Origin of the sequence: Kitasatospora sp. MBT63 (assembly GCF_000710465.2) — a bacterium.
Taxonomy (GTDB): Bacteria; Actinomycetota; Actinomycetes; order Streptomycetales; family Streptomycetaceae; genus Kitasatospora.
In genome coordinates this window covers 34021-47442 of record NZ_JAIZ01000294.1, presented here as the reverse complement: position 1 = coordinate 47442, position 13422 = coordinate 34021, and the positions used below count along the sequence as shown (strand labels likewise).

Annotated in this window: 10 protein-coding genes; 6 read left to right on the top strand and 4 right to left on the bottom strand. The window is 75.5% G+C overall.

The window, feature by feature from the left end; translation table 11 throughout:
* Nucleotides 1-112: 112 nt before the first annotated feature.
* Together AA75_RS18285 and AA75_RS18280 are read left to right on the top strand one after the other, a co-directional pair.
* Nucleotides 113-844, top strand: coding sequence for an alpha/beta fold hydrolase (locus tag AA75_RS18285; RefSeq protein WP_233289073.1), 732 nt, complete (start codon nucleotides 113-115; stop codon nucleotides 842-844).
* 81 nt (nucleotides 845-925) lie between these two features.
* Nucleotides 926-2182: a PP2C family protein-serine/threonine phosphatase gene (locus tag AA75_RS18280; RefSeq protein WP_033821143.1), complete on the top strand. Its 1257-nt coding sequence runs from the start codon at nucleotides 926-928 to the stop codon at nucleotides 2180-2182.
* Nucleotides 2183-2206: 24 nt separating this feature from the next.
* Here AA75_RS18280 and AA75_RS18275 read toward each other — a convergent pair whose 3' ends face one another.
* Nucleotides 2207-3526 carry an MFS transporter gene (locus AA75_RS18275; RefSeq protein ID WP_149038224.1) on the bottom strand — a complete coding sequence of 440 codons (1320 nt, stop codon included), beginning with the start codon at nucleotides 3524-3526 and terminating at the stop codon, nucleotides 2207-2209.
* Nucleotides 3527-3768: 242 nt separating this feature from the next.
* Here AA75_RS18275 and AA75_RS18270 point away from each other — a divergent pair, with 242 nt between their 5' ends.
* Nucleotides 3769-4659 (top strand): hypothetical protein, encoded by an 891-nt coding sequence (locus AA75_RS18270; RefSeq protein ID WP_033821142.1) that lies wholly within the window; start codon nucleotides 3769-3771, stop codon nucleotides 4657-4659.
* Nucleotides 4656-5429, top strand: coding sequence for a hypothetical protein (locus AA75_RS49445; protein WP_033821141.1), 774 nt, complete (start codon nucleotides 4656-4658; stop codon nucleotides 5427-5429). The genes AA75_RS18270 and AA75_RS49445 overlap by 4 nt, the downstream gene beginning before the upstream one ends.
* 72 nt (nucleotides 5430-5501) lie before the next feature.
* On the opposite strand, the gene katG is transcribed toward AA75_RS49445, so the two are convergent.
* Nucleotides 5502-7727: a catalase/peroxidase HPI gene (gene katG / locus AA75_RS18260; RefSeq protein ID WP_033821140.1), complete on the bottom strand. Its 2226-nt coding sequence runs from the start codon at nucleotides 7725-7727 to the stop codon at nucleotides 5502-5504.
* A 415-nt stretch (nucleotides 7728-8142) separates the two neighbouring features.
* Between katG and AA75_RS18255 the strand changes: the two genes are divergently transcribed.
* Complete coding sequence (locus AA75_RS18255; RefSeq protein WP_033821139.1) at nucleotides 8143-8553, top strand: Fur family transcriptional regulator; 411 nt, start codon at nucleotides 8143-8145, stop codon at nucleotides 8551-8553.
* 160 nt (nucleotides 8554-8713) lie between these two features.
* Complete coding sequence (locus AA75_RS18250) at nucleotides 8714-9547, top strand: PIG-L family deacetylase (RefSeq protein WP_033821138.1); 834 nt, start codon at nucleotides 8714-8716, stop codon at nucleotides 9545-9547.
* Nucleotides 9548-9567: 20 nt separating this feature from the next.
* On the opposite strand, the gene AA75_RS18245 is transcribed toward AA75_RS18250, so the two are convergent.
* Together AA75_RS18245 and AA75_RS52050 are read right to left on the bottom strand one after the other, a co-directional pair.
* Nucleotides 9568-10797, bottom strand: a complete 1230-nt coding sequence (locus AA75_RS18245) for a TIGR02679 family protein (protein ID WP_033821137.1) — start codon at nucleotides 10795-10797, stop codon at nucleotides 9568-9570.
* Nucleotides 10794-13422: TIGR02680 family protein (locus tag AA75_RS52050; RefSeq protein WP_033821136.1), on the bottom strand; the 2629-nt coding region annotated here is incomplete at its 5' end. The genes AA75_RS52050 and AA75_RS18245, both read right to left, overlap by 4 nt.

Below are 13422 nucleotides of genomic sequence, written 5' to 3'. Positions count from 1 at the left end.
CGGACCCGTCGTCCACCCTAGGAGCCGCCGCGGCCCGGGATCCCCGGACGATGCTTACGGTTCGCGGACGGCGGCGCGTAGAGTGACACCCCGGAGCGACGGGAGTGACTGCGTGGACAGACGGACGGCACCGCCGCGGGCCGGTGCGCACCGCGCCCTGGTGTGGCGGGTACGGCCCGAGTCGCCGAGCGCCGCGGTGCTGGTGCTGCACGGCGGCCAGGTGGACGGTCTGCGCGCCCCCGGCCCGGTCAACCTGCCGGGCCTGCGGATGCGCGGTTTCAGCTGCGCGGTGGAGCGGGCCACGGCCGGCGGCGGGGTCGCCGTCGGGACGGTCCGCTACCGCTGCCGCGGCTGGAACGGCGAGCGCGCCGACCCGGCCAGGGACACCCTCGCGGCGCTGTCCGACCTCACCGAGGAGCTCGGTCCGGTCCCGACCGTGCTGATCGGCCACTCGATGGGCGGACGCGCGGCGCTGCGGGCCGCCGGGCACCCGTGCGTGACCGGCGTGGTCGCGCTCGCCCCGTGGTGCCCCGAGAAGGAGCCATGCGAGCACCTGGCCGGGCGCCGGCTGCTGATGCTGCACGGCGACCGCGACCGGGTCACCGCCCCCGCCGACACCCTGCTGTTCGCCGGCCGGGCCCGCGCCGCGGGCGCCCAGGTGGCCGGTTACCGGGTCGAGGGCAGCGGCCACGCGCTGCTGCGCCGGGCCGGCGACTGGCACCGGGCGGCCGCCCGGCTCAGCGCCGGCCTGCTCGGCCTCGACGAGCTGCCCGCCGAGGTGGCCGCCGCCCTCACGCTGCGCTCCCCGCTGGAGGGCGGCCTCCAGCTGTCGCTGACGCGCTAGCACTCCCGGACGCGGGCGCCTGCGACCGGCCTGGGGCGGGCGTAGATTGGCGGCCACGATGCGACGTGAGCGAGGAACCGGGTGACCGGGCCGGGCGTGGATTACGGGGCGGTGTTCCGGGCCCTGCCCAGCCCGACCCTGATCCTGACCCCCGACCTGGTCATGGTGGACGCCAACGAGGCGTACCTGCGGACATCCGGGCGGACCCTGGCGGACCTGGCCGGCCGGTACGTCTTCGACGTGTTCCCGGACAATCCGGCGGACCCGGAGGCGAGCGGCGTGCGGACCCTGCGGGCCTCGTTGGAGCGGGTGGTCCGCACCGGCGCGCCCGACAGCATGGCGCTGCAGAAGTACGACGTCGAGCTGCCCGACCGCCCCGGCGAGTTCGAGGAGCGGTACTGGAGCCCGGTCAACACGCCCGTCCTCGGGCCCGACGGCCGGGTGGCGCTGGTGGTCCACCGGGTGGAGGAGGTCACCGCGCTGGTCAAGCAGCTCAAGGCGCACCGCACCGGCGAGGCGCCCGGCGGCGAGCTGACCCACGAGGAGCAGATGGCGGCGGACCTGTTCGCCCGCGCCCAGGAACTCCAGGAGCTCAACGCGGAGCTGCGGCTGGCGCACGCCCGCGAGCGGGCGGTCGCGGTCAGCCTGCAGCGGGCGATGCTGCCCGTGCTGGCGCCCGCGCACCGGTCGTTCGCGGCGGTCCGCTACCGGCCGGCGACCGGATCGCTGAACGTGTGCGGCGACTGGTACGACCTGCTCGACCTGGACGAGCGCCGGATCGCGGTGGCGGTCGGCGACGTGGTGGGCCACGGTCTGGAGGCCGCCGGGGTGATGGGGCAGCTGCACAGCGCGCTCAACGCGGCGATCCGCGCCACCGGGCGGCCCGCCGAGGCGCTTCGCACGCTGACCCGGTTCTCCTCGGGGCTGGAGGGCGCGCTGGCCACCACGGCCGTGCAGACCGTCATCGACCGTGCGGCGGGCACGGTCGTCTACAGCTGTGCCGGGCACCTGCCCCCGGTGCTGGTCCACGCCGACGGCGGGGTCGACCTGCTGGACGCCGCGACCGACCCGCCGCTCGGGGCGTGGCCGCCGTCCGCGGACCGCTCGGAGGCGACGGTCCGGTTCGGTCCCGCTGCCACGCTGGTGCTCTACACCGACGGTCTGGTCGAACGGCGGGGCGAGGACATCGACACCGGGATCCGGCGGCTCGTCGACAGCGCCGCACGGCACCGGGCAGCCACCCCCGACCTGCTCGCGGACGCGCTGCTGGACGACCTCTTCCCGGGCGGGGACGACGGCGCCGACGACGACACCGCCCTGGTGGTGGTCCGGCTGTGACGGCCGCGCCCCGGCCGGGCCCGGTCAGGCGACGCCGCGGATCCGGTGCACCAGGGCGCCGGCCAGCAGGGTGACGGCGGCCGTGGCGAGGTAGAGGCCGGTGTAGCCGCCGAGGTGGGCGACGAGGGGTGCGGCCAGCGCCGGGGCGAGCACCTGCGGCGCGGAGTTGGCGATGTTGATCACGCCGAGGTCCTTGGCGCGGTCGGCCGCGGCCGGGAGCACCTGGGTGACCAGCGCCTGGTCGACCGCCAGGTAGATCCCGAAGCCCGCGCCGAGCACGGCGGCCGCGGCCATGGTGGCCGGCCAGCTGTGCCAGAGCGCCAGGATCACGGCGGCGGCCGCCATGGTCAGGCAGGAGACCACCACCGGCCGCTTCCTCCGGCCGGTGCGGTCGGAGATCAGGCCGGAGGGGATCGCGGTGAGCAGCGCGGCCGCGGTGTAGACGGCGGTGAGTACCAGGACGCCCTGGTCGGGCGAGGCCAGGTGGACGGCGTCGGTGAGGTAGTAGAGCAGGTAGAGGGTGCCGAGCGCGTTGCCCAGGTTGATCAGGAACCGGGTCAGCCACGACCAGCCGAAGTCCGGGTGGCGGCGCGGGCTGACCCAGTAGCCGGTGAGCAGCACGCGGCGGCCGGACGGCGCGCGGGCGCCGCGCGGCAGCACCGGCTCGCGGTGGCCGAGCACGAACGGCAGCGCGAGTGCCACGGTGAGCGCCGCCGTGAGGGCGTAGCCGGCCGGCACGCCGCCGCCCACCAGGGTGACCAGCAGCGCGCCGACCACCAGCCCCAGCGACTGGCTGATGCCGGTCCAGCCGGAGACCTGGGCGCGCTGGGAGAGCGGCACCTGGTCGGCGACGGGGGCGGTGACCCCGGCCAGCATGGCGTTGAGGCCGGTCTGGGCGAGGCACCAGCCGGCCGTGATCCCGGGCAGGCCGTGCCCGCCGGCGGTGACCAGCAGTCCGGCGGCGCCGAGCAGGGCGCCGCCGAGGATCCAGGGGCGGCGGCGGCCGTACCGGGAGTGGGTGCGGTCGCTGAGCGCGCCGGCCAGCGGGTTGACGACCATCGCGACCAGGGCGCCGGTGCCGGTGACCCAGGCCAGCAGCTCGGCCTTGCGGCCCGGGTCGAGCTGTTCGAGCTGGAGCGGCAGGAGGATCTGGATGGGGGTGAAGAAGCCCAGGAAGACGGCGAGCGAGGCGAGGCTGAGGGTGGCGGTCCAGCCGGCCCGGACCGGGGTCACGGGCTCGGCGAGCGCGGCGGTGGTGGGCGGGGTGGTGGGCTGGGCGGCGGGTGCGGCCGGGGCCGCCGCCCGGGGTTCGGCTCCGCTGATCTCCGCCTCCTCGAGGAACATGAGCTTGGCTCGCGTTCGGCCTGAGTGTAGGGGCCTGCCCCGGCGCTGCCAAGGGAACGGACGCCCCGCGGCCCACCTGTTCCGCGGGGACGGCACCCGAACGGGTCAGCGCGGCCCGGCCCGTGCCCGCCGCGCCCCGGGCTCCCCCGCCGGGCACACCGGGCGCCACCGCCCGGCCGTGCGCCCAGCCGTGCGCACGGCCTCGGGCGCGGGCTCCCCCCGCCGGTGCTGTACTGAATCCCATGGCCAGTGGACAGGGACGCCGCCGCAGACGCCGCGCCGAGCGGGCGGAGCGCGAGCGCCGGACGCAGGAGACCCGCGACCGGGTCCGCATCCTGATCCAGCTGACCGCGCAGAACGGCACCTACCGCAAGGGCCTGCTCGCCGCCGCCGCGGGCCTCAGCCCCCAGGAGGCCGCGATCCTGGCCGACCTGGAGGGCAACGGCCTGCAGGTCCCGCAGCTGCACGACGTGCTGTGCGGCGGCCACGTCCTGGTCGACGACCCGCGGCTGTACGAGACCTGGCTGTTCCCCGAGGTGAGCCACCGGCGGATCTCCAGCCACCACCGCGACATCGACAAGACCCGCTACCCCGACATCGGCATGCGCGGCCTGGTGGTCCGCGAGAAGCTGCACGGCCGCACCGCGACCGGCACCTGGCTGCAGCTGGAGAAGACCCCGGCCGCGTTCGGCGCGCGCAAGCTGCCGACCCTGGACGACGTCCGGCACCTGATGGACTACGTGGTCTACCGGGTCACCCGCAGCAACGTCGGCCCCTGGGGGCTGTCCCGGGTCACCGAGCGGCGGCCGATGTACCTCTCCCCCGCCGTCACCGCCCCGACCGAGCTGGCGCCGGCCGTCTCCCGCGCGCTGGCCGTCGCACTGCGGCGGATCGAGGCCGACGACGACACCACCTCGGCCTCCGCGGACCTGGCCGTCCGGTTCCCGCCACCGGAGCTGGCCGACCCCTCGGACGAGCTCGGCGAGACCCTGTCCGACCGCGCCGGGCGCGGGCTGTTCGGCAACTCGCAGGTGTGGATCAGCGAGGCGCCGCTGCCGCCCGCCGCCCGGATCCTGTTCACCCCCGGCGAGCAGCCGCCGCCCGGGACGCGCCCGACCCGGGAGGACCGGTGACCGAGAGCGACGGCCACGAGCCGCAGGCGGGATCCGTCTCGGTCCCGGAGGGACTGGTCACGGCGGTGGTGGGCCTGGTGCACACCGGAGCGGTCCCGCTCGGCGCCTACACCAGCGCCGAACTGACCGTGGTGGACGCGGTGGTGGACTTCCTGGAGGCCCGCCCCGCGGACGAGGTGCTGGCCGAGGCGGTCCGCTCGCTCGCCGCCCGGCAGCTCCTGGTGCCCGGCTCCGGCGCGGACCAGATCCAGGTCCGCGGCGACCTCGGCATCGCCGTGACCTTCCAGCGGCGGGCCCGGATGGTGCTGGACGCGCGGATCACCGGCGCCCGGCCGGGCGAGCCGTGGCGCGTCCTCGTCCTGCCCCAGCCGGAGCGGATCTGCCTGATGGTGCGGATCGACGCGCTCGGGGTCCACGAACTGTCGCTGCGCACCCTGGAGGAGACGCTGCGGATCGTCGCCGATTGGCTGCCGCAGGGGCCCTGGGCGCCGTCCGACGCGGCGCTCGACGCCGACGCCGTCCTCGCCGCGGCCGAGCGCTCCGCGCTGCTGACCGCCGTCCACTACACGACCGACGGTTCGGCGGAGATCGCCGGGGAGCGGACCGACCTCGTGCTGGCCGCCCACCGGGAACGGCTGCACGCCTTCGTCCGCGACTCGGCCGACCCGGCCCGGCTGGTGCCGAAGGCGGGCCGCAACCGGAGCCCGCGCGACACCGTCGCGGCCCTGCTCGGCCAGGAGCCCGCCGGGCGGCGCGAGGAGCCGCGCTGAGGGCCCCGGTGGCGGGAAACGGCGGCCGTCCGGGCCGGTCCGTGCGGACCGGCCCGGACGCCGTGGACGGGATCAGACCAGGTCGAACCGGTCCAGGTCCATCACCTTGGCCCAGGCCGCGACGAAGTCCGCCACGAACTTCTCCTTCGCGTCGTCGCTCGCGTAGACCTCCGCGAGCGCCCGCAGCTCGGAGTTGGAACCGAACACCAGGTCGGCCCGGCTGCCGGTCCACCGGACCTCGCCCGTGGCCGCGTCGCGGCCCTCGAACGTGTTGGCGTCCCCGGAGGTCGCGCTCCAGGTCGTGCCCAGGTCGAGCAGGTTGACGAAGAAGTCGTTGGTCAGCGACCCGGGGGTGGCGGTCAGGACGCCGAGCTGCGACTGCTGGTGGTTGGCGCCCAGCACCCGCAGGCCGCCGACCAGGACCGTCAGCTCGGGGGCGCTCAGGTTCAGCAGGTTGGCCCGGTCGATCAGCAGGTACTCGGCCGGCAGCCGGCTGCCCTTGCCGAGGTAGTTGCGGAACCCGTCCGCGGCCGGCTCCAGCGCCGCGAACGACTCCACGTCGGTCTGCTCCTGCGAGGCGTCGGTGCGCCCCGGTGCGAAGGGCACCTCGACGTCGAATCCGGCGTCCTTGGCGGCCTTCTCGACGGCGGTGCCGCCGGCCAGCACGATCAGGTCGGCCAGCGAGACCTGACGGCCGCCGGCGGCGTTGAACTCCTGCTGGACGCCCTCCAGGGTGCGCAGCACGGCGGCCAGCCGGTCGGGCTCGTTGACCTCCCAGCCGGCCTGCGGCTGCAGGCGGATGCGCGCACCGTTGGCGCCGCCGCGCTTGTCGCTGCCGCGGAACGAGGAGGCAGCGGCCCACGCGGTGGAGACCAGCTCGGACACCGACAGGCCGGAGGCGAGGATCCGGGCCTTGAGGTCGGCGATCTCGGAGGCGCCGACCGGCTCGCCGGCCGCGGCGGGCAGCGGGTCCTGCCACAGCAGCGTCTCGGACGGGACCTCCGGGCCGAGGTAGCGCACGACCGGGCCCATGTCGCGGTGGGTCAGCTTGAACCAGGCGCGGGCGAAGGCGTCGGCGAACGCGGCGGGGTCCGCCAGGAAGCGCCGCGAGATCTGCTCGTACGCCGGGTCGAAGCGCAGCGACAGGTCGGTGGTGAGCATGGTCGGGGCGTGGGTCTTCGCCGCGTCGTGGGCGTCGGGGACGGTGCCGGCGCCCGCGCCGTTCTTCGGCCGCCACTGGTTGGCGCCGGCGGGGCTCTGGAACAGCTCCCACTCGTAGCCGAACAGGATCTCGAAGAAGCTGTTGTCCCAGGTGATCGGCGTGTTGGTCCAGATGCCCTCGAGGCCGCTGGTGATCGCGTCGCCGCCCTTGCCGGTACCGAAGGAGTTCTTCCAGCCGAGGCCCTGCTGCTCCAGCGGGGCGGCCTCGGGGTCGGCGCCGACGGCGTCGGCCGGGCCCGCACCGTGGGTCTTGCCGAAGGTGTGGCCGCCCGCGATCAGGGCCACCGTCTCCTCGTCGTTCATCGCCATCCGGCGGAAGGTCTCGCGGATGTCGCGGGCCGCGGCGATCGGGTCCGGGGTGCCGTTCGGGCCCTCCGGGTTGACGTAGATCAGGCCCATCTGGACCGCGCCGAGCGGGTTCTCCAGCTCACGGTCGCCGGTGTAGCGCTCGTCGCCGAGCCAGGTGGTCTCGGGGCCCCAGTAAACGTCCTCGTCGGGCTCCCAGACGTCGGCCCGGCCGCCGCCGAAGCCGAAGGTCTCGAAGCCCATCGACTCCAGGGCGACGTTGCCGGCCAGGATCATCAGGTCGGCCCAGGAGAGGTTCTGGCCGTACTTCTTCTTGACCGGCCACAGCAGGCGGCGGGCCTTGTCCAGGTTGCCGTTGTCCGGCCAGCTGTTCAGCGGGGCGAAGCGCTGCTGGCCGGCGCCGGCGCCGCCGCGGCCGTCGCTGATCCGGTAGGTGCCGGCGCTGTGCCAGGCCATCCGGATCATGAACGGGCCGTAGTGCCCGAAGTCGGCCGGCCACCAGTCCTGCGAGGTGGTCAGGGCCTCGGCGATGTCCTGCTTCACCGCCGCGAGGTCGAGGGTGTTGAACGCCGCGGCATAGTCGAACTCCCCGCCGAGCGGGTTGGCCACCGCCGGGTTCTTGGCAAGGATCTTCAGATTGAGGCGCTCCGGCCACCACTGGCGGTTGCCGCCGCCCTGGGTCGGGTGCGGGGCCCGCCCGTGCACGACGGGACAGCCGCCCGCGCCCTCCGACTTCGCCTCGGTGACGATTGCGTCATGGTTCTCAGACATGGGAATCCTTCCGGACCTGGCGGATCACGATGCTAAGGAAGTGCTGGTGGTGGGCCCGGACACCGGCGCCGGCGGGTACGGCACAGCCGGCCCCGGCGCTCCCCTCGAACCGGGCCGGGCGGCCGGCGGGATCGGTCCGGCGGAGCCGGCGCGGCCGCCGTCACGGACGGCTCCGGGCAGCGCGACACGGGTACCCGTCACCCGAAGGCCGGCACCGCAACGCTCCTCGGCGGTGGCCGTCACGTCGCTCTCTCCTACCGTTCCGGGGTCAACCCGTCCCTTGGCTATCACCGGAACCGATCCTACGATGGACAGGATCCAAGTCAAGAAGGACACCAGACTCACATCCGATCGGACCCGAGACACCCGCTGATAAACTCCGGACACCCCCATGATCCTGAATAGGTGAAGCGATATGAGTGACCTACTGGCGCGACTGCGCGAACGCGGCTGGCGGATGACCTCCCAGCGGCGTGTCGTAGCGGAGGTCCTCGACGGCGACCACGTCCACCTCACCGCCGACGAGGTGCACGCCCGCGCGGCCCAGCGGCTGCCGGAGATCTCCCGGGCGACCGTCTACAACACCCTCGGCGAACTGGTCTCCCTCGGCGAGGTCATGGAGGTCTCCACCGACGGCCGCGCCCGCCGCTACGACCCCAACGCGCACCACCCGCACCAGCACCTGGTCTGCTCCGGCTGCGGCACCATCCGCGACGTCCACCCCACCGGCAGCCCGCTGGCCGACCTCCCGGCCGAGGAGCGCTTCGGCTTCACCCTCTCCGGGGTCGAGGTCACCTACCGGGGGCTGTGCCCGGCCTGCGCGTAGCGCGCGGACGCGCGCGGGGCCGGGAATCTTCCTCCGTCCCCGGTGGTTCAGGTGCCCGGAACGCAGAACTACGGCGAGGGCGCCCGGGATTCGGGGCGGCCGCCGGCCCGGCTGCCGCAGACTGTGGCCCGAGCACATGTCGAACCCGAGGATGGATTTCATGGTTGAACGGCCCCTGACGCTGATGGCGGTACACGCGCACCCCGACGACGAGGCCACCGGGACCGGGGGCGTCCTGGCGCGGTACGCGGCCGAGGGCATCCGCACGGTCCTGGTCACGTGTACCGACGGCGGCTGCGGCGACGGACCGGGGGGCGTCAAGCCGGGCGAGCCCGCGCACGATCCGGCGGCCGTCGTCGCGATGCGTCGCGAGGAACTCGAGGCGAGCTGCGAGATCCTGAAGGTCGATCACCTGGAGCTGTTGGAGTACGCCGACTCCGGGATGATGGGCTGGGCGGCCAACGACGCCCCCGGGTCGTTCTGGCGGACGCCCGTGGCGGAGGGCGCCGCCCGGCTGGCCGAACTGATGCGGCGTCACCGGCCCGACGTGGTCGTGACGTACGACGAGAACGGGTTCTACGGCCACCCCGACCACATCCAGGCGAACCGCATCACCATGGCGGCGCTCGAGCTGACCGATCTGACGCCGAAGGTGTACTGGACGACCGCGCCGCGCTCGATGATGCAGCGCTTCGGTGAGGTCATGCAGGAGTTCGGCGAGGGCCGGCCGGAGCCGGACCCGGCGGAGACCGCCGCGCTGGCCGAGATCGGCCTCCCCGACGAGGAGATCACCACCTGGGTGGACACCACCGCGTTCGGCGGCCAGAAGTTCGACGCGCTGGCCGCGCACGCCAGCCAGGGCGAGAACATCTTCTTCCTCAAGATGGGCAAGGAGCGGTTCACCGAGCTGATGGGCGTGGAGACCTTCGTCCGGGTCCGGGACACCACCGGCGCCACGACGCCGGAGAACGACCTCTTCGCCGGGCTGCGCTGACCCCTGCGCGGTACGGACCCTCACCGTGGGCGGACCTGGCGCGCCAGGTCCGCCATCAGCTCGTCGGCGACCACCTCCTCGACCACCGCGGTGCGCAGTTCGGCCATCGCGTCGACCAGGTCCCGGTCCCACGGGGCGGGGGTGAGGCGCCCGGGGTCGGGGCCGGCGGGGACCCGGGTCACGGCCGCCCGGTAGTCGGCGGCGGTCATCCGCCAGGGGGCCGCGCCGGTCCGGGCCAGGACGTGGGCGGCGATCCGGATGCCCTCGCCGTCGAAGTCACCGTGGTGGCGCAGCGCCGCGCCGCGGTCGGCGAGCAGGTGCAGCAGGTGGACGACGGCGGTGTTGGGCCAGCCGGAGGTGCAGACCACCGGCGGGCAGGACGGGCCGAAGCGGCGCAGCGCGAGGGCGAGCACGCTGGGATTCTCGGTGAGGTGCACCGGCCCGCCGAGGCCGCCGAGCGGCCCGGGCGAGCGCAGTTGGGCGAGGGTCAGGCTGACGGGGTGTCCGGCTTCGGCGCAGATCCGGGCGGTCCGCGCGAGCGGCCCGTCGCCGGGCAGCCGGAGGCCGGCGGCGAGCACCGTGGCGGAGAGTTCGTCGTCGGTGACGCCGGCCCGGCTCCAGAGCGCGCGCCGGGCGGCGGCGTCCTCGGGCACGCCGGTGCCGTACAGCACGGCCAGCGCCCGCAGCACCAGGGAGGACAGCCTGGTCCCGTCGTCGAGGGCGTGGGAGTCGCCGTCGAGCAGCCGGGCGGCGAGGACCGGGAGCGGTTCGCCGTCGGCCGGGACCGCCGCCAGGACGGTCAGCGCGGCGGTCAGCAGACCGCGGGTCCGCTCGGGTGAGCCGTCGATCAGGCCGTGCCCTCGCAGCTGGGCCGCCCACTCCAGCAGCACGGGCTGCGCCGTGACCACCTCGTGGCCGGCCAGCCAGTCCCAGACCGCGGCGCGGCGGCCCGCCTCGCGTTCGCGGTCGGCGGCCCGGTCGCCGACCGGCCCGAGGATGGCGGCCACCACCTCCCGGACCGGCCGGCCGCAGGCGTCCGCCACCGCGGTCTCCAGCCTCGCCAGGGGGATCGTCGGCTCGGCTCCGGGGAGCCGGTCGAGCCCGAGGAGGTCGGCCAGGGCCTCGCGGCCGGCCTCGTCGAGCGGCCCGACCCGTATCCGGCCGACCGGCCGCCCGGCCGAGAGGCGGTCGTGGACGGCCCGCCACAGCGGCCGCAGCGCCGGGAGGTCGAGCGGGTGGCGGCCGGTCATCCCACCGCCGCGGGGCCCGGGACGTCCTCGTCCGGCACCAGGTCGGCGCCGGTCCAGGTGAACCGGGCGCTGGTGACGGCGTCGTCGCCGTCGGTCCCGGTGATCAGCTGGTGGACGGCGATGCCGGGGAGTTCCCGGTAGGTGCCCCACTCGTGGTCGGAGGTGAGCACCAGGTCGAGGTCGAGCGCCGCCAGCAGGCCGAAGACCTGGCCGCGGTTGACCGTGTCGACGCCGACGAAGACCTCGTCGAGCAGGATCAGCCGCGGGGACTCCGGGACCGCCTCGTAGTGGGCGGCGACGGCGGCGAACAGCGGCAGGTGGAGCGCGATGGCCTTCTCGCCGCCGGAGAGCGCGCCGTGCAGCTTCTTGGTGAGCAGCTGCCAGCCGGCGCCGTTGGCCCGGTCCAGCTTGACGACGAACTGGTGCCAGGCCGTGTAGTCGAGCACCTCGGCCAGCTGCTCCTCCCAGGTGGCCGCCGTGTTGCGGGTCCTGGCCTCCTCGATCCGGCCGCGGAAGAAGGCGTGCAGCGCCTCGCGGTCGGCCTCGGTGATCCTGGCCGGATCCTTGAGCAGGAGTTCACGGGCCGTCCTGGTGCCGGCGGGAAGGTCGGGGTGGATCTGCCAGACCAGGCGGACGGCGACCCGGGAGGCGGTGCGGACCCGTTCGAGATGGCCGTTCATCCGCTCGACCAGCTCACCGGACTGGCGGATGCGGGACGCCAGGTGGCGCCGGATGTCACCGGTGAGGGTCTGGTCGAAGAGGTCGCGTTCGGCGGCGGTGATGTCCTCGCGGCTGCGGTCCCGGTCCTCGGTAAGGGCGGTGAGCAGGCCCGCGGCGCCGGTGCGGACACCGTCGACGGTGGCGGTCAGGACGTGGATGTCCTCGTCGGCCTCCAGTTCGAGGTCGGCGCGGGCGCTGAGGCTCTGGCGGGCCCGGTGGACGGCCTCGGCCAGGCGGTTGAGCGCGTCGCCGAGATTGCGCGGGCCGTGCGGGAGGTTCGGCCAGCCGGCGGCGGTCTCGCGGGCCGCTTCGAGGGTGGCGCGGGTGCCGTCCTCGGCGGTGAGGGCGAGCGGGCGGCCGGCGTCCTCGGGGAAGCCGAGCGCGCACAGGCGCCGGAACCGCCGGGCGGCGTCGTTGCGCCCGGCCACCGCCTCGTCCCGGCGTTCCGCGTCCTGGGCGGTGGCCGTGCCCAGTGAGCCGATCCGGCCTTCCAGGGCGATCAAGGCCCTGGTTCCGTCCGCGAGCGCGGCGCGGGTCCGGCGCAGCGACGTGCGCAGGCCGCTGATCCGGGCGGCCACCTCGCGGTAGTCCGCACCGATGGTGCTCTCGACCGCGGCGAGCGCCGCGCGCAGGCTCCGGGCGACGGCCTCGGCCTGGTCCGCCTCGGCCTCGCCGTCCTCGGCCACGGCCCGGGAGTCCTCGGCCCGGGCGCGGGCGGCGTCCCAGGCCTGGCGGGCCGCCAGCGAGGCGAGCCGGGAGTCCAGCCAAATGTCGGCGTGGTCGCGCAGCGCGTCGACGGCGGCGGCGGCGGACGCCAGGGCGGCCCGCTCGGCCGGCAGGCCGTGTTCGGCGGCGGTGACGGCGAGCCTGCGGGACGCGCCGTCGACCGCCTCCTCGCGCCGGGCGAGCCGTCCGACGGCCTCGCGGACGGCGTCCTCGCGGGCTCCCACCTCGGACTCCGAACGCTCCCGGGCGCGCCGGTGCTGCTCCACCTCCCGGTGGTGCGGCCGGGCCGCGAGGTCGGCGCCCAGGCGCTGCCGGCGGCCGGCGAGGGCGCGCAGCTGCTCGTCGGCCGCGGCAACCTCGGCGCTCACCTCGGCCAGCCGGGCGGTGAGTTCGGTGATCCGGCGCTGCCTGGCCCGGGCCCGGGCGACGGCGCCGATGTGGCCGGACTCGTCCTTGGTCCAACTGCCGGTGGCCGTGGCGAGCCGCCAGCCGCCGTCCGCCGCGACGGCGGCCGGGTGGCCCGCGGGGAGGGTTGGGCCGTACGCGATGCCGGCGAGCAGCCGCCGGACCAGGTCGGCCGGGACGGGACCGTCGGGTTCGGGCTGCAGGACGTCCAGCAGCGAGCGGCCGGGGGCAGGGGTGGCCGATGCCGGGTCGGCGAGCGTGTCGTGGCCGGGGACGGCGAGGCCGCCGTCGGGGGTGAGCCACGCGTCCAGCAGTCCGGCCGCCTCCAGGGCCGCTTCGATGCCGGCCTGGTCGGCGGCCGGCACGTCCGGGCGGAAGGCCAGCAGCTGCCACAGCGGTGCACCCGGCATGGCCGACCGATCCGCGGTGCGGGTGCGGGGCGGCGCCGGTGGGGCACCGGCTCCGGCGGCGGCGTCGTCCAGTTCGGCGGCGGTCTGCGCACGCCGGGCGCGGGCGGCGGCCCGGGCGGCCCGGGCGGTGGTCTCGGCGGCCGTGATGTCGCTCTCGGCGGCGCGGGCGGCGCTCTCGACCAGGGCGAGCACGTCGGTCTCGGCGGCGGCCCGGGAGGCGAGCTCCTCGGGGTCGGCGATGCGGAGTTCGGCGCAGTCGGCGGTCGCCCACCGGTGCAGCCGGTCGGCGAGGGCGTCGACCGCGGACTCGTGGTGCCGGGCGCTGCGGTCGCGCCGCACGACGGCGTCGGCCAGCCCCTCGCGG